Source organism: Rhizobium ruizarguesonis, assembly GCF_012349115.1.
Classification (GTDB): Bacteria; Pseudomonadota; Alphaproteobacteria; order Rhizobiales; family Rhizobiaceae; genus Rhizobium; species Rhizobium ruizarguesonis.
Map to the genome: position 1 here is coordinate 67,607 of NZ_PQIG01000069.1, position 17,115 is coordinate 84,721.

A 17,115-nucleotide genomic window follows, 5' to 3' on the forward strand; every position below is an offset into this window, starting at 1 on the left:
TTTCTGACGTTTTTCCATCTTTTTGCTACCAGCACTTTACCCCAATATTGGTCGAAACAGGCCACAACCACGGAGCCCTCGAAATGGATGCCCAATCGCGATCTGTCACCCTCATCGGCGCGCCGCTGGAAGAAGGCTCCGGCCGCAGGGGGGCTGCCATGGGCCCCGCGGCCCTGCGCATTGCCGGCGTCGACCAGACGCTGATCGAGCTTGGCCATGACGTCGCCGATATCGGCGATCTCAGGATCGTGCCGGCGATGGACCTGCCGAATCACCCGAAGGCCCACAATCTGAGGATTGTCGGCGCCTTCACACGCGCCCTCGAAAGCAGCGTCCACGACGTGGCCGCCTCCGGGCGTTTTCCGCTGATTCTCGGCGGTGACCACAGCCTTTCCATGGGCAGCGTCTCCGGCATGGCCCGCTATGCCGCTAGCAAAGGCCGCCCGCTCTTCGTCCTCTGGCTTGATGCCCATGCCGATTTCAATTCTCCGGCGACGTCGCCTTCCGGCAATATTCACGGCATGCCCGTCGCCTTCTTCTGCGGCGAGGCGGAGTTCGCCGAGATCCTGCCGAAGGATCGTCCGTTCGTCGATCCAAAGAATGTCTTCCAGGTCGGCATCCGTTCGGTCGATGCGCGCGAGCGCGAGGAAATCCACGAACACGGCGTCAATGTCTTCGACATGCGCGCGATCGACGAGCAGGGCATCGGCGCCATCATGCGTGAGATCCTCGATGTCGTGACCAAGGCGAACGGGCTGCTGCATGTCAGCCTTGACCTCGATTTCCTCGATCCCGAGATTGCCCCCGGCGTCGGCACGACGGTCCCGGGCGGCGCGACCTTTCGCGAGGCGCATCTGGTGATGGAAATGCTTTCGGACAGCGGCCTCGTCTCGTCGCTCGATCTCGTCGAGCTCAATCCGTTTCTCGACGATCGCGGCAAGAGCGCCCGCATCCTGGTCGAGCTGACGGCAAGCCTGTTTGGCCGCCGCATCTTCGATCGTCCGACACGCGCCGCATAAAATTGGCATCATGCTCTGGAGGGAGAACGGCCATGAACACATCGGAAAAACTGATTGCCACGGAACAACGGCTCGGCGCCCATAACTACAAGCCGCTCGACGTGGTGCTGACGCGTGGCGAAGGTGTTTATGTCTGGGATACTGACGGCAACCGTTATCTCGATTGCCTCTCAGCCTATTCCGCCGTCAACCAGGGCCATTGTCATCCGAAGATCCTCGCCGCCATGGTCGAGCAGGCAGGCAGGCTGACGCTCACCTCCCGGGCCTTCCGCAACGATCAGCTCGCCTATCTCTACGAAGAGCTCGCGGCTCTCACCGGCTCGCACAAGATCCTGCCGATGAATTCCGGCGCCGAAGCGGTGGAGACCGCCATCAAGGCGGTGCGCAAATGGGGATACGAGGTCAAGGGCGTGCCGGAGGGCAAGGCGGAGATCATCGTCTGCGCCGATAATTTCCATGGCCGGACGCTGAGCATCATCAGTTTCTCCACAGATCCCGAGGCCCGCGCCGGCTTCGGTCCTTATACGCCAGGTTTCCGCATCATTCCCTTCGGCGATGCCGAGGCTTTCGCCGCCGCAATCAATGCCAATACGGTGGCCGCCCTGATCGAGCCGATTCAGGGCGAAGCCGGCGTCATCATTCCGCCGGCGGGTTATTTCACCCGCGTCCGCGAGCTCTGCACGGCAAACAACGTCACCCTCATCCTCGACGAGATCCAGACCGGACTCGGCCGTACCGGCAAGCTGCTGGCCGAGGAGCACGAAGCCATCGAGGCCGACGTGACGCTGATCGGCAAGGCGCTGTCCGGCGGCTTCTATCCCGTGTCGGCCGTGCTTTCGAATTCCGAAGTTCTGGGCGTGCTGAAGCCCGGCCAGCACGGCTCGACCTTCGGCGGCAATCCACTCGCCTGCGCAGTGGCGCGCGCCGCACTCAAGGTGCTGACGGAAGAGGGCATGATCGAGAACGCCGCTGTCATGGGCGACTACTTCACCGAAGGCCTCAGGTCGATCCGCTCGAACATCGTCAGAGACGTGCGCGGCCGTGGCCTGATGATGGCCATCGAGCTGGAACCCGAAGCCGGCGGCGCACGGCAATATTGCCATGCGCTGAAAGAGCGCGGCCTTCTCGCCAAGGATACCCACGACCATACGATTCGCCTCGCTCCGCCACTGGTCATCACCAAAGAGCAGGTGGATTGGGCCGTCTCGCAGATTGAAAAGACGATAGGCTGAGTAAATCGGCGCAATTCTTCTTCACTATCCCGCAGAAGCCTGGAAGATCCTGAATGCCAAAGATCGGCTGGAAGAGATCGACAGCAAAACCGCCTGGTTGTCATCCGAGATAAAAACCTTCGCAATCTCGTCGCCCAATTTAGATTTGGGCAACACTCTTTCGCTAATGTCGTCAATAACCGTAACGATGCTTCGCCGAGCGCAAAGCCATCGCGTGGTATGAAGGCAAAGCTTGTCCGCGCCAATGGTGGCGCATCCGCTTCTGCCCTAGCTTACGACAGTTGGGAAGAATTCTAATGGCCACGATCAATTCGACTAACTTCAGCGGCGATACGCTCGAAATTATTGCCTTCCGCCTGCATGATCAGGAATTCTGCGTCAAGACCACGACCATTCGCGAAATCCGCGGCTGGGCGCCGTCGACGCCGATCCCGCATGCACCGGCCGATGTCATCGGTGTCATGAACCTGCGCGGCTCGGTGATCCCGATCATCGATCTTGCTTTCAAGCTCGGCATGAAGAGCACGGTCGCCAATGAGCGCAGCGCCATCGTCGTCGCCGAAGTTCACAGCATGGTCATCGGCATGCTGGTCGACCGCGTCTCGGATATCCTCACCATCTCCTCCAGCCAGGTCCAGCCGGTGCCTGAAGTGACCGCGTCCTTCGACCGCGCTTATTGCGAAGGCATCATTGCCTCGGAAAACGGCATGATCTGCTTCCTGAACCTCGCCAAGATGTTCAAGGAAAACGAGACGGATGAACTGGCGGCGTGATTCGGACCATACAATCGAATAATAGAAGCCGCCCGCTTTGGGCGGTTTTTTATTGCGTCATCATAAGCAAATTTAAATCGCAACGATCATTTTTTCGGCTCTGATATTTGAATATTAGAGATGCCTTCTATACCGGATATTAACCATACTTCATCAGCATGAGTTGCGAAGCATAAGGACGACACGTTTCCCGATAGACAGGAAAAATAGCCGGTTATCGGCTGTCTTCCCGGCGCCGGTTTTTCTCGCCCGACCGGCTTCGCCTTACCAGCCGTAGCAGCAGAAGCTGCTGCTCATCTCATGGGGACGAGAATGTTTGGTCTATCTTACGATTCGAAATATATTCTCAATGCCATTTCCAAATCGCAGGCGATCATCGAATTCGATCTCAAGGGAAATATCCTCAAGGCGAACGAGAATTTCTGCAACGCACTTGGTTATCGCCTAGACGAGATCGTCGGCAAACATCACGGCATGTTCTGCGAGCCGGCCTATACGGCGACCCCGGAATATCGCGCCTTCTGGGCGCGGCTTGGACGCGGCGAATATGATGCCGGTGCTTACAAGCGTCTTGCCAAGGGCAATAGCGAGATATGGATCCAGGCTTCTTACAATCCTGTCTTCAAGGGCGGAAAGCCATTCAAGGTGGTGAAATTTGCCGCCGATATCACTGCCGCCAAGAAGCAGGCGGTCGAGGATTCCGGCAAGCTTCAGGCGATCTCACGGTCGCAGGCAGTGATTGAATTCACCCCGAAGGGCGAGATCCTGACCGCGAACGAGAATTTCTGCAAAGCCATGGGATATTCCCTGGCCGAGATCACCGGCAAGCATCACAGCATCTTCTGCGAGCCGGCCTATGTCAGCACCGAGGATTACAGCAATTTCTGGCGGCGTCTCGCCAATGGCGAATTCATTGCCAACGAATTCGTCCGCTTCGGCAAGGACGGCCGCGAAATCTGGATCCAGGCGGCTTATAACCCGATCGTCGATGCCGACGGCAAGATCTACAAGGTCGTGAAGTTCGCAACCGACGTCACCCAGCGCATGAGCGCGATTTCTCTGCTCGGCGGCGCGCTGCGTCAGTTATCCGAAGGTGATCTGACAAGGACGCTGGACACGCCCTTCGTCCCCTCGATGGAGCAATTGCGCCAGGATTTCAACACTGCGATCAAAGATCTTGCCGAGACGATGAAGACGATCGGCGAGAATGCCAGCGCGATCGCCGCCGGCTCACGCGAGATAGGCGCATCGGCGGATTCCTTCTCCAAGCGGACGGAACAGCAAGCCGCCTCCGTCGAAGAAACCGCAGCCGCGCTGGAAGAGATCACCACCACCGTCAACGATTCCAGCCGTCGCGCCGATGAAGCCGGCCGCCTCGTCGCCATGACCAAGCAGGGCGCCGAGCAATCCGGTGTCGTTGTCAGCAATGCCGTCGCCGCTATGGGCCAGATCGAACAGTCCTCGCGCGAGATCACCAACATCATCAGCGTCATCGACGATATCGCCTTCCAGACCAACCTCCTGGCATTGAATGCCGGCGTCGAGGCGGCCCGCGCCGGCGAAACCGGCAAGGGCTTCGCCGTGGTGGCCCAGGAGGTGCGGGAGCTGGCCCAGCGCTCCGCCAAAGCTGCCAAGGAGATCAAGGCGCTGATCAACACGTCGGGCGAGCATGTCAGGAACGGCGTCGGCCTCGTCGGCCGGACTGGTAAGGCGCTCGAAGAGATCGTCGCACAGGTCGGCGATATCGACGGCAATGTCGTCGCCATCGTCGAAGCCTCCAGGGAACAGGCAACCGGCCTCAAGGAAATCAACCAGGCGGTCAATACGCTGGATCAGGCAACCCAGCAGAATGCCGCGATGGTCGAGGAGAGCACCGCCGCCAGCCACAGTCTTGCGAAGGAAGCCGAAACGCTGCGTGTGCTGCTGACGAGGTTCCGTCTGCCGGGCCAGACCCAGACCGCCGGCAGGCATGAGGCAAGACAGACGGGTTCGCCGGCGCTGCATCTCGTTTCACGTGTCGCAAAGGCGCACGGCGCTGCCGGAGCAACAGCCCAGAGCTGGGAAGAGTTCTGATCGCGGTCTCCCCGCATGACCATTTTACCGTGCCGCCGCAAAGCGGCGGCACTTTGATCACGTTGAGCTGCATACGAAGATAAGCGCGTCGCGTGATACCCATGCGGCGCGCTTTGATGGGTTACCCAAAGAGCGCAAAAGTCGCCCTCAGCGTCACCCAGACACCCCAGAGCAGCGGAATGCCGACGACGGCCCAGGCAAGCATCGCCTTGGCGTCCAGCCCGCCTGTGCCGATGCCGAAGGAACCCGTCGGCCCTGCATTGACGGCCGCCGACTTCGCCTGCAGCGCAGCGACCTCCTCATCGGACATAAACCATTTGTCCGAAAGCGGCCTGATCAGCGAATTGGCAATAAGCCCGAGCGCCAGCATGCCGGCGAGGATATACATGGTGCCGGTATAAAGGGTTGGACCGGGCGCTACGCCGGCTGCAATCTGCGCTTCGCGGATATAGTTGACGACGACCGGACCGACGATGCCGGCCGTTGCCCAGGCCGTCAGCAGCCGGCCGTGGATGGCGCCGACGAACTGCGTGCCGAAAATATCGGCAAGATAGGCCGGGATGGTCGCAAAGCCCCCGCCATACATCGACAGGATGATGCCGAAGGAGAGAACGAACAGCGCTTTGTTGCCCATGCCTGCGAAAGTGGGCGCCAGCGCATAGAGCACGATGCCGAGGACGAAGAAGCAATAATAGGTATTCTTGCGGCCGATCTTATCGGACAGCGACGCCCAGAAGAACCGTCCACCGATGTTGAAGAGTGACAGCAAACCGGCAAAACCGGCGGCGATCGTGGCGATCGATGCCTTCTGCCCGGCGTCGAGCTGGGCGAAGCCGACATCCGGCAGGCCGATCAGCGAGCCGGCGAAGATTTCCTGCAGCATCGGCGAGGCCATGCCGAGAACGCCGATACCGGCCGAAACGTTGAGGCAAAGCACCGCCCAGATCAGCCAGAACTGCTTGGTCTTGTGGGCATCGCCGAGGTGCACATGTTTGGTGGTGATCATTGTGCTCTTGGCCACAGGCGGTGTCCAACCCTCAGGACGCCAGCCTGCCGGCGGAATGCGATAGCCGAAGGCGCCGCCCATCATGAATACGAAATAGATCGCCGCCATGACGATGAAGGTCTGCCAGACGCCGACCGAACTGTCGGTCTTGAAGGCGTTCATCAGCAGGTTGGCAAGCGGGGCGCCGATCATCGCACCGCCGCCGAAGCCCATGATCGCCATGCCGGTCGCCATGCCGCGCCGGTCGGGAAACCACTTGATCAGCGTCGAGACCGGCGAGATGTAGCCGAGGCCGAGACCGATGCCGCCGATAACGCCGGCACCGAGCCACATCATCCAGAGCTGATGGGTGATGACGCCGATCGCGGCAAGAATGATGCCGCCGCACCAGCAGCAGGCGGAAACGACGCCCGCCTTGCGCGGACCGGCGCGCTCAAGCCAGCCGCCCCAGATGGCGGCGGATGAACCAAGCAGAACGAAGAACAGCGTATAGATCCAGCCGAGGTCGGCAACACGCCAGTCGCAGGTCGTGGTGAACAGCGCCGAGGCGAGTGTCAGATCGGGGCAGGCCGTCGAGGCCGTGATCCCGAGCGACTTGGAAAGCGGCAGCCAGAAGACGCTGAAACCATAGGCCATGCCGATGCAGAGATGGATGGCGAGCGCGGCCGGCGGCACCAGCCACCGATTGAACCCGGGCCTTGCGACGATCCTTTCACGATCGAGCAGGCCTACCCCCGCCAACGCCCCGTCTGTACGTGTTCCCGCTGCTACCATGAACAACTCCTCCTTGATTCGGACCTGGCTTGATTCGGACCTGGCTTGATTCAGATTTATTGTCACCGGCGCATGCGTAGGCAGCTTGCTCCTGCCTCCCCTCCCGCATGGGCCGATGCTGGTTATCGGACCTAAGCATGGCGCGCAAAAGTGTGCAGCGGTTTTACGGTAACGACATGCGTTGGAAATAAAGACCTAAAGCGCGAGAAGCCAATCTGAAAGATTGCGACGCGCTTTAGTGTGTCACCGGCTCCGGCTTTCGGATCAGAGGAGCGGCCTGAAGCACGAGCGCATCCAGGCCGTTTTCCTCATTCTCCAGAATTTCGAACAATTGCCGCCGCATGCGCGGGTCCCAGAATTTGTTGATATGGGTGGCGACCCCCTGCGCGGCCTCGCTTTGCGGCTGGCTCTTGAAGAAGGTGGCGATCTGGTTTGCCATATAGACGAGCTTGGTCTTGGTATCATGCGACATCGGCAATGCTTCCGGGCGAGATGCGGTGCGGGTGGGTGAAGATCTCGAAATCCTCGCCGCGCACCAGCGCGACGAGCGTCATGCCGGCTTCTTCGGCCGTGCGGATGGCGAGAGCCGTCGGCGCCGATATGGCGATGAGCACCGGGCTGCCGAGGATCGCCGCCTTCTGCACCATCTCGACGGAGAGCCGGCTGGTGACGACAACGGCACCGTCCCCGCCTCTTTCACTGGCGCGGATGACGGCGCCGCAGAGCTTGTCCAGCGCATTGTGCCGGCCGACATCTTCGCGCACGGCAACCAGCCCGCTGCCGGGACGATAGAATCCGGCGCCATGCACCGCCCGCGTCTCATGATGCAGCGGCTGTGCCTCGTTCAGAAGCGAAATGGCGCGGACGATATCCGCATGCGACAATGCCAACGGCGATGTCGAAACGTCAGGCACCGGCCGTACCGCCTGTTCGATCGATTCGATGCCGCAAAGCCCGCAGCCGACCGGCCCTGCCATGCTGCGGCGCCGTGCCCGCAGCCGATCGGCGACGTCGTCGACCAGGCTCACCTGCACATCGATCCCCTGCTCACCCTCGACGACCTCGATGCCCGATATCTCCGCCGGCCCGGCAATGATGCCTTCGGTCAGGCTGAATCCGACGGCAAAATCCTCGAGATCCGCAGGCGTTGCCATCATCACCGCATGCGAACTGCCGCCATAGGAAAAGGCGATCGGCACCTCTTCCGGCACGATTCGCGAACCGGTCTGCAGGATGCCGTTGCGGCGGGCGGTTTCGGGGGCATGGGCAGTGACGGTGAAGGTCATGATGCAAACTCCATCTTCTCCCCCGCGGGGAGAAGATGCCCGTCAGGGCAGATGAGGGGGTGAGCGACAATAGGAGCGAACGAACGAGCGAAAGCGAGGTCGCATTTGCCGAGCCGCCCCCTCATCCGCCCTCCGGGCACCTTCTCCCCGAGGGGAGAAGGGAAAGCCACACCAGACCGCCCCCACATCGTCACTCCGCCGCCTCGAGTTTGCCGGCGATGCGGCGTGACTGACGCGCCTGCTCGTCATATTCCAGCTGCCATTCACTCGGCCCGTTGGAGGGCGAGACCTGCACCGCCGTCACCTTGTATTCCGGGCAGTTCGTCGCCCAGTCGGAGAAATCGGTGGTGATGACGTTCGCCTGCGTATTGGGATGATGGAAGGTCGTGTAGACGACACCCGGCGCGACGCGATCGGTGATCAGTGCCCTGAGCGTCGTGTCGCCGGAGCGGCTGCCGAGCTTCACCCAGTCGCCGTCGCGAACGCCGCGTTGCTCGGCATCGTGCGGATGGATTTCCAGCCGGTCTTCCGCATGCCAGACGACATTCTCGGTCCGCCGTGTCTGCGCCCCGACATTGTACTGGCTGAGGATGCGGCCGGTTGTCAGCAGCAGCGGGAAGCGCGGACCGGTGCGCTCGTCGGTCGCCACATATTCGGTGCGGATGAACTTGCCCTTGCCGCGCACGAAGCCATTGACATGCATGATCGGCGAGCCGAGCGGGTTCTTCTCGTTACAGGGCCACTGCACCGAGCCCATTTTATCGAGATAGTCGTAGGAGACCATCGCGAAACTCGGCGTCGTCGCGGCGATCTCGTCCATGATCTCCGACGGATGGGTGTAATTCCAGTCGAGCCCCATCGCCTGGGCAAGCTTCTGCGTCACTTCCCAGTCGCCATAGCCGTTGCGCGGCGACATTACCTTGCGCACGCGGTTGATGCGGCGCTCGGCATTGGTGAAGGTGCCGTCCTTCTCGAGGAAGGTCGAGCCCGGCAGGAAGACATGGGCGTAATTGGCGGTCTCGTTGAGGAACAGATCCTGCACGACGACGCATTCCATCGCCGCAAGCCCGGCCGCGACATGTTTGGTATCGGGATCGGACTGCAGGATGTCTTCGCCCTGGATGTAGATGCCTTTGAAGGAGCCGTCGACTGCCGCATCCAGCATGTTCGGAATACGCAGGCCCGGCTCGTTGTTGAGCTTCACACCCCAGAGCTTTTCGAAGATATCACGCGTCGCATCGTCGGAAATGTGCCGGTAGCCCGGCAGTTCGTGCGGGAAGGAACCCATGTCGCAGGAGCCCTGCACATTGTTCTGGCCGCGCAGCGGGTTCACGCCGACGCCGGGACGGCCGATATTGCCGGTCGCCATCGCCAGGTTGGCGATCGCAATGACCGTGGTCGAGCCCTGGCTGTGTTCGGTGACGCCGAGGCCGTAGTAGATCGCACCATTGCCGCCTTTGGCATAGAGCCTTGCCGCGCCGCGCAGATCCGCGGCCGGCACGCCGGTGAAGATCTCGGTCTGCTCGGGACTATGCTGCGGTTCGGCGACGAAGGCCGCCCAGTCCTCGAACTCCGACCAGTCGCAGCGCTCGCGGATGAACGCCTCGTCAAAGAGGCCTTCGGTGACGATCACATGCGCCAGCGCCGTCATGACCGCGACATTGGTGCCGGGCTTCAGCGGCAGGTGATACGAGGCCTCGATATGCGGCGAGCGGACGATATCGGTGCGGCGCGGATCGATGACGATAAGCTTGGCGCCCTGGCGCAGCCGCTTCTTCAGCCGCGAGCCGAACACCGGATGCCCGTCGGTCGGATTGGCGCCGATGACGACGACGACATCCGAATGCTCGACGCTGTCGAAATCCTGCGTGCCCGCCGACGTGCCGAACGTCTGGCCGAGACCGTAGCCGGTCGGCGAATGGCAGACGCGGGCGCAGGTATCGACATTGTTATTGCCGAAGCCGGCGCGGATCAGCTTCTGCACCAGATACGTTTCCTCATTGGTGCAGCGCGACGAGGTGATGCCGCCAATCGCCTCGCGACCGTATTGATACTGGATGCGGCGGAACTCCAGCGCCACATGCGCGAAGGCCTCATCCCAGCTCACTTCCCGCCAGGGATCGCTGACCTTTTCGCGGATCATCGGATTGAGGATGCGGTCCTTGTGGGTGGAATAGCCATAGGCGAAGCGGCCCTTGACGCAGGAATGGCCGCGATTGGCCTGACCGTCCTTCCACGGCACCATGCGCACCAGTTCCTCGCCGCGCATCTCCGCCTTGAAAGAACAGCCAACGCCGCAATAGGCGCAGGTCGTCACGGCCGAATGCTCCGGCTGGCCGATCTGGATCACCGATTTCTCCGTCAGCGTCGCCGTCGGGCAGGCCTGGACGCAGGCACCGCAGGAAACGCATTCGGAATCGATGAAATGCTCGTGCATGCCGGGCGAAACGCGTGAGCCGAAGCCGCGGCCCTCGATCGTCAGCGCGAAGGTGCCCTGCACTTCCTCGCAGGCGCGCACGCAGCGCGAACAGACGATGCACTTGGAGGGATCATAGGTGAAATAAGGATTGGATTCGTCCTTCGGCATCCATTTCAGATTGATGTCGCCATTGCTGCGCGCCTTGACGTGATTGTCGCCCTCATAGCCGTAGCGAACATCGCGCAGGCCAACGGCGCCTGCCATGTCCTGCAATTCGCAATCGCCGTTGGCCGCGCAGGTGAGACAGTCGAGCGGATGGTCGGAAATATAGAGTTCCATCACGCCGCGGCGGATATCCTTCAGCCGCCCCGTCTGCGTGTGCACCACCATGTTTGCCGCCACCGGCGTCGTGCAGGAGGAGGGTGTACCGTTGCGGCCCTCGATCTCGACGAGGCAGAGCCGGCAGGAGCCGAAAGCGTCGACCATATCGGTGGCACAGAGCTTTGGCACCTTGATGCCGGCCTCCATCGAGGCGCGCATGATGGAGGTGCCCTCCGGCACGCTGATCTGCTGTCCGTCGATGGTGAGCCTCACCATGGCCTCGGATTTCGAAGCCGGGGTCCCGTAGTCGATTTCATGGATGAGAGACATGATGGGTCTCCTTGCTTGAGATGGTGAGGTCAGCGCAGGCGTTCCATGAAAACCGCGTCATTCCGCCGCCTCCACCAGAGGTGCCGGCGAAAAATCCTCTGGGAAATGCGTCATGGCGCTCATCACCGGATAGGGCGTGAAACCACCCAGCGCACAGAGCGAGCCGAACTTCATCGTGTTGCAGAGATCGGCAAGCAGCACCCGGTTCTTCTCCGGTTCGATGCCGTGAGCGATCTTGTCGGCCGTCTCCACGCCGCGCGTCGAGCCGATGCGGCAGGGCGTGCACTTGCCGCAGCTTTCGACGGCGCAGAATTCCATCGCGAAACGCGCCTGTTTCAGCATATCGGCCGTGTCGTCGAAGACGACGATGCCGGCATGGCCGATCAGCCCGTCTTTGGCGGCAAAGGATTCGTAATCGAACGGCGTGTCGAACAGCGCCCGCGGGAAATAGGCGCCGAGCGGTCCGCCGACCTGCACGGCTTTGACCGGCCGTCCCGTCACTGTACCGCCACCGATCCTGTCGACAATATCTCCGAGCGAAAGACCGAAGGCCGTCTCAAAGAGGCCGCCATATCTAACATTGCCGGCAATCTGCAGCGGGATGGTGCCGCGTGAGCGGCCCATGCCGAAATCGCGGTAGAAGGCCGCACCCTTTTCCATGATGACCGGCACCGAAGCCAGTGAGATCACGTTGTTGATGACGGTCGGACAGTTAAACAGCCCCTTATGCGCCGGCAGCGGCGGCTTGGCACGCACGATGCCGCGCTTGCCTTCGAGGCTGTTGAGCAGCGCCGTCTCCTCGCCGCAGACATAGGCGCCGGCGCCGGTGCGCACTTCGATATCGAAGGCGCGGCCCGAGCCGAGCACCGATGGCCCGAGAATGCCTGCCTGGCGCGCGATGCCGACGGCCTCGGTCATGACAGCGATCGCATGCGGATATTCCGAGCGCGTATAGACGAAACCCTTCGTTGCCCCGGTCGCAAGCCCTGATATCACCATGCCCTCGATCAACACGAAGGGATCGCCCTCCATGATCATCCGGTCGGCGAAGGTGCCGCTGTCGCCTTCATCGGCATTGCAGACGATATATTTGCGTTCACCGATTGCATCGAGAACGGTCTTCCACTTGATGCCCGTCGGGAAACCCGCGCCGCCGCGCCCGCGCAAGCCGGAGTCCGTGACTTCCTTGACCACGTCGGCTGAAGTCATCGAAATGGCGCGGCGTAGGCCGGCGAGGCCGCCGTGAGCCTCGTAATCGCTAAGCGAAAGCGGATCGATGACGCCGCAGCGGGCGAAGGTCAGGCGGGTTTGTTCCTTGAGGAACGGGAGGTCTTCAACCTCCCCGAGACAGAGCCGATGCTCGCCTCCATCAATCATCCCGGCATCGAACAGATCAGCCACATCCTTTGACTTCACCGGTCCATAGCCGATGCGCTTGCCGGCAACCTCGACCTCGACCAGCGGCTCCAGCCAGAACATTCCGCGCGAGCCGTTGCGCACGATCTCGGCATCGAAGCCGCGGGCGGCGATCTCCTGGGCAATCGCCTTTGCCACCTTTTCGGCCCCGAGCGCCAGCGCTGCGGCATCGCGCGGAACATATATCCTGACCGTCATCGGCGTGCCTCCGCGACGAGTTCCGCCGCCGTCTGATCGTCGACCCGGCCATAGACCTCGCCGTCGAGCATCGCCGCCGGCGCACAGGCGCAGAGCCCGAGACAGTAGACCGGCTCCAGTGTCACGCCGCCATCGAGCGTCGTCTGATGAAAATCGATGCCGAGCAGTGTCTTGACGCGCTCGGCCAGCGCATCGCCGCCCATCGACTGACAGGCTTCGGCGCGACAGAGCTTCAGCACGTGCCGGCCGGCGGGATGATCACGATAATCGTGATAGAAAGTCACCACGCCATGCACCTCGGCGCGGGAGAGGTTCAATTCCTCCGCGATGACGGGCATGGCTTCCTGCGGCACATAACCGAATTCCTGCTGAACCTCGTGCAGAATGGGAAGCAACGGCCCTTCGAGAAAGCGAAGATCGGCGACGATGGCTCGGGTGCGCGCTGCAATATCGCCTTCGGCGATATGAATGGTCATAAGGCAGCCCTCCCGGCGGCTTGCTCGTTGCGAAATAGCGGGCCTCCCCCGGCCGAGTGCTATTCCGCAACCACCATCTCAGGGAAGCAGCCGGCGATCAATAAAGCTATCTCGTTGCTTGATAGTTTTTTTCTATCAAAGTTCTTCATCTTGCACGAGCACTCTCGCCTCGTGCAGCAAGGCCGAGACAAGCGGGGTGAAGGGCTCGCGATAAGGCGCAACAAGGCCGACCAGATGATGCGCCTCCGGCTCGACGATCGGGATCATGCGGATTTCCACTGGAAATCCGAAGGATTTTGCAACGTTGCGCGGCATGATGCTCGCCCAGCGCCCAGTCCTGACATGCGAGAACAACACGATCATCGAGTTGGATTCGAGCGTCGGATGCGCTGTGGCGCCCGCTTCCGTCAAGTGCCGGTTGATGATGCGGCGGTTTTGCATGTCGGCAGTCAATAGGCAAAGCCGAAGATCGCCGATCTCTCGCCAGGTCACGCTGTCGCGATCAGATAGCGGGCTGCCTGCAGCCGTGATCAGATTATAGCGCTCGGCATAGAGGGGGACGGTCGTGACGCGGCCGAGCGGCTCGTTTTCGAGATAGGTGATGCCGGCATCGATTTCGAGGTTTTCGAGCATGCTCAGCACCTGCAGCGAATTCCGCGAGACGATCGAGAAGGTCACGCCGGGATGCCGCTCCTGAAATGGCGTGGTGATGCGCGACAGCATGGCGAGGGCGGTCGGAATGGCAGCGAGGCGGATGTGGCCGGAAAGACCGCGGCGCGCGGCGCGCATCTCCTCGCGCATGGTGCGGGCATCGCCGACGATGCGCCGGGCCCATTCGAGCACGCGTTGCCCCTCAGGCGTCAGCCCCTGGAACCGCGAACCGCGCTGCACCAGCATGACCCCAAGCTGATCCTCGAGCTGCCGGATGGCAGCCGAAAGCGTTGGCTGCGAAATCCCGCACTCCTCTGCGGCGCGGCCAAAATGCTTTTCATTGGCAAGGGCGATGAAGAATTCCAGCTTGTCGATCATCCGGCCTCCCGATCCGGCATGACATCATCCGGGTCAGTTCATCTTTGACGCAGCAGCTGTGCTCCGCAAGGGCGGTCGCTAACTGTTTTCTGCAGCCGGAAAAAGATCGAACAGCGATTCGAGGAAGGCAAGCACGCTGACATTGCCGACGCTGTAATAGACCAGCCGGCCCTGACGGCGCGTATGGACCAGGCCTTCGAGCCTTAACCGCGCCAGTTGCTGCGAGACCATTGCCTGCTGTATGCCGAGGATATTTTCGATTTCACTCACCGTCCGCTCCTCATTCGCCAGTATGCAGAGAATCAGAAGTCGGGTCTGGTGCGCTAGCGCTTTCAGCAGATCGCTCGCTTCGTGGGCTTTTCCAGCGAGTTTGTGCAATTCCTGGCCGGTCATCCCCGGCTCGGGTTTGGGCAACGGCATTCTGTATCTCGGAAGGGAGGCGATGAGGTAGATCAGCACAATAGCATATTCGCAAAAGCGAATTGGTCAAAAGTGATGAAATGCCAAAAAAGGTCCAAGCAAATCAGCAGATAAGCTGACCGCCGTTGATCTCGATCACCTGTCCGGTGATGTAGCCCGAGAGCGAGGGAGCCGCCAGGAACAGATAGGCGGGAGCGCAGTCCTCGGCCGTGCCGAGCCGCTGCAGGGGGATGGATTTTCTCGTCTGCTCAAGCTTTTCGCGGGAGGAATAGCGCTCATGGAATTCCGTCTCGATCGTTCCTGGCGACACGCAATTGACGCGGATTCCGTCCGGTGCAAGCTCGCGGGCAAGCGCCTTGGAATAGGTCGCAACGAAGGCTTTCGAGGCCGAATAAATCGAGGAACCGGGGCTGCCGCCGGTCAGCGCCGAAATCGAAACCGTGTTGACGATGGCAGCGCCTTCAGCCGCCTTTAATGCCGGCAGCAGCGCACGCGTCAGCGCCACCACCGATGTCTGGTTGAGCCGCACGACCGCCTCATATTCTGCGTCGGTGAGCGTGGCAGCGGGAAAACGGCCAAGCATAGTGCCGGCGTTGTTGACGAGTACATGCACCCTGTCGAAGAAGGCGAGAGCATCTTCAGCAAATTGGGCTGCCCCGCCGACTGCGGAGAAATCGGCGTGCAGCAGCAGCGCCCGTCTTTCGGATTCAGCCGTCAGCAGGAAATCCGGCAGGTCGCGTCCCGGCTTTCGCCCGGTATGGACGATCACCTTTGCGCCGCAGTCCAGGAACTGCCGGGCCACTTCAAGACCGATGCCGCGACCGGCGCCGGTCACCACCACATTGCGATTTTCGAATAGTCTGGGATGGAACACGAAGCCGTCCTCCTCGCGGACAGTGCCGCCGGTTGCGTCATTCGCCCTTAACATATGAGCGCGCCGACTGAAAGAAAGGCGCGCATCGATCTTTCCCGGAGAAGACCGGGGTTAGTTTTCGGTCTCCAGAAGCCGCGCGCCTGGCCCCTCCTTGCCCAGCCGGTCGCAGGGATTGCGCAACGGACAGCTTTCGATCGACAGGCAGCCGCAGCCGATGCAGCCGGTCAGACGGTCGCGCAGCAGACTAAGCCGCCTGATTCGCGCGTCGAGATCATCCTTCCAGCGCGCCGACAGCGTCTGCCAGTCGGCGGCGGTCGGCGTGCGTCCCTGCGGCAGAGACTCGAACGCCGCCTGGATTTCCGAAAGCGGAATGCCGACACGCTGCGCCACCTTGATGATGCCGAGCCGGCGAAGCACATCGCGCCCATAGCGCCGCTGATTGCCGCGGGAGCGGATGCTCGAGATCAGCCCCTTGGTCTCGTAAAAATGCAGCGCCGAGACGGCCAGGCCGCTGCGCTCCGCCACTTCACCGACCGTCAGGAGCTTGCCGAGCGGCGCTGCAGGAATTGTATCCATCGCCTCTTGACCTCAATATTAGTTGAGGTTTTATAACCCTTGCTCCCGCAATCGTAAAGTCCAATCGCAATAAGGAGCGACGCATGCAAACACCCACCAGGCTGGCTGTCATCTATGGGAGCACGAGAGAGGGCCGCATCTGCGACCGGGTGGTCAAATGGCTGACGCAGGAGCTCGTCCGCTTCCCGCAATTTGATATCGACATCATCGACCCGCTCGATTTCGCGCTGCCGGTCAACCGTGACATGACGCACCCCGAAATCGACAGGCTCGCCGGGCGACTTGGCATGGCCGACGCCTTCATCATCGTCACGCCGGAATACAATCACAGCTTCACCGCCTCGTTGAAGTCGATCATCGATTTCTTCCTCGAGCCCTGGCAGGGCAAGCCGGTCGCCTTCGTTTCCTATGGCGGCATATCCGGCGGCCTGCGCGCCGTCGAACAGCTGCGGCTCGTCTTTGCCGAACTCCACGCCGTCACGATCCGCGATTCGGTGAGCTTTGCCGCACCTTGGAACCGCTTCGACCCGGACGGGCGGCTCGACAATCCCGCCGATGCACTGCGTTTGCTCGATCGGATGATGGCGAGGCTGGAATGGTGGACGCGGGCACTCGTCACTGCCCGCAGCGATCGTCCCTATGCCGGAATAGAGCGCCGCGCGTCTTTTAGACCCGCTAAGGACGCTCTATCACTTTGAATCTGCGCATAATCCTTTCCGAAAATCGATTCCGATTTTCGGGGTTATGCGCTAGCCGCCTGAGGCAGGAAGCTCCGGTTCCGTTCCCGGCAGGTACGGAACCATTGGGAACACCCGGGCAGGACCTCCGTCCGGGTGTTTTCCGTCACCTCAGCTTCATTCCGACCGCGCGGACGGGTTCGCAATTTTGCTGTT

The 17,115-nt window shown here is 61.4% G+C and carries 15 protein-coding genes; 5 read left to right on the plus strand and 10 right to left on the minus strand.

Translation table 11 applies throughout. The annotated features are described in order from the left end of the window. Positions 1-83 precede the first annotated feature (83 nt). The 4 genes from rocF (at position 84) to C3Y91_RS11620 (ending at position 5,097) form a co-directional block, all read left to right on the plus strand. On the plus strand, positions 84-1,019 hold the full coding sequence (gene rocF, locus C3Y91_RS11605; protein WP_024323355.1) for an arginase: 936 nt from the start codon (positions 84-86) through the stop codon (positions 1,017-1,019). A gap of 32 nt (positions 1,020-1,051) precedes the next feature. Next, the gene (gene rocD / locus C3Y91_RS11610; RefSeq protein ID WP_018069019.1) at positions 1,052-2,251 is read left to right on the plus strand and encodes an ornithine--oxo-acid transaminase; all 1,200 of its coding nucleotides are present in this window, start codon (positions 1,052-1,054) and stop codon (positions 2,249-2,251) included. A 296-nt stretch (positions 2,252-2,547) separates the two neighbouring features. Further along, positions 2,548-3,024 (plus strand): chemotaxis protein CheW, encoded by a 477-nt coding sequence (locus C3Y91_RS11615; protein WP_003543427.1) that lies wholly within the window; start codon positions 2,548-2,550, stop codon positions 3,022-3,024. Positions 3,025-3,336: 312 nt separating this feature from the next. Then, the gene (locus C3Y91_RS11620) at positions 3,337-5,097 is read left to right on the plus strand and encodes a methyl-accepting chemotaxis protein (RefSeq protein WP_168575322.1); all 1,761 of its coding nucleotides are present in this window, start codon (positions 3,337-3,339) and stop codon (positions 5,095-5,097) included. A gap of 121 nt (positions 5,098-5,218) precedes the next feature. On the opposite strand, the gene C3Y91_RS11625 is transcribed toward C3Y91_RS11620, so the two are convergent. From C3Y91_RS11625 to soxR, 10 genes are all read right to left on the minus strand, one after another. After that, complete coding sequence (locus tag C3Y91_RS11625; RefSeq protein ID WP_024323357.1) at positions 5,219-6,877, minus strand: OFA family MFS transporter; 1,659 nt, start codon at positions 6,875-6,877, stop codon at positions 5,219-5,221. Positions 6,878-7,112: 235 nt separating this feature from the next. Further along, a complete protein-coding gene (locus C3Y91_RS11630; RefSeq protein WP_018069022.1) occupies positions 7,113-7,349 on the minus strand; it encodes a formate dehydrogenase subunit delta in 237 nt (78 codons plus the stop codon). After that, positions 7,339-8,163, minus strand: coding sequence for a formate dehydrogenase accessory sulfurtransferase FdhD (gene fdhD, locus C3Y91_RS11635; protein ID WP_024323358.1), 825 nt, complete (start codon positions 8,161-8,163; stop codon positions 7,339-7,341). The genes C3Y91_RS11630 and fdhD overlap by 11 nt, the downstream gene beginning before the upstream one ends. A gap of 190 nt (positions 8,164-8,353) precedes the next feature. Then, a complete protein-coding gene (gene fdhF / locus C3Y91_RS11640; protein WP_024323359.1) occupies positions 8,354-11,233 on the minus strand; it encodes a formate dehydrogenase subunit alpha in 2,880 nt (959 codons plus the stop codon). A gap of 57 nt (positions 11,234-11,290) precedes the next feature. After that, positions 11,291-12,847 (minus strand): formate dehydrogenase beta subunit, encoded by a 1,557-nt coding sequence (locus tag C3Y91_RS11645; protein WP_024323360.1) that lies wholly within the window; start codon positions 12,845-12,847, stop codon positions 11,291-11,293. Next, entirely contained in the window at positions 12,844-13,323 is a 480-nt protein-coding gene (locus C3Y91_RS11650) for a formate dehydrogenase subunit gamma (RefSeq protein ID WP_024323361.1), read from the minus strand. The genes C3Y91_RS11645 and C3Y91_RS11650 overlap by 4 nt, the downstream gene beginning before the upstream one ends. A gap of 135 nt (positions 13,324-13,458) precedes the next feature. Then, a complete protein-coding gene (locus C3Y91_RS11655) occupies positions 13,459-14,352 on the minus strand; it encodes a LysR family transcriptional regulator (protein ID WP_018069027.1) in 894 nt (297 codons plus the stop codon). Positions 14,353-14,430: 78 nt separating this feature from the next. Continuing rightward, positions 14,431-14,772 carry an ArsR/SmtB family transcription factor gene (locus tag C3Y91_RS11660; protein ID WP_168575326.1) on the minus strand — a complete coding sequence of 114 codons (342 nt, stop codon included), beginning with the start codon at positions 14,770-14,772 and terminating at the stop codon, positions 14,431-14,433. Positions 14,773-14,875: 103 nt separating this feature from the next. Then, complete coding sequence (locus C3Y91_RS11665; protein WP_024323362.1) at positions 14,876-15,646, minus strand: SDR family NAD(P)-dependent oxidoreductase; 771 nt, start codon at positions 15,644-15,646, stop codon at positions 14,876-14,878. 111 nt (positions 15,647-15,757) lie between these two features. After that, entirely contained in the window at positions 15,758-16,222 is a 465-nt protein-coding gene (gene soxR, locus C3Y91_RS11670) for a redox-sensitive transcriptional activator SoxR (RefSeq protein ID WP_024323363.1), read from the minus strand. An 83-nt stretch (positions 16,223-16,305) separates the two neighbouring features. Between soxR and C3Y91_RS11675 the strand changes: the two genes are divergently transcribed. Next, the gene (locus C3Y91_RS11675; RefSeq protein WP_018069031.1) at positions 16,306-16,920 is read left to right on the plus strand and encodes an NADPH-dependent FMN reductase; all 615 of its coding nucleotides are present in this window, start codon (positions 16,306-16,308) and stop codon (positions 16,918-16,920) included. Positions 16,921-17,115: the final 195 nt, after the last annotated feature.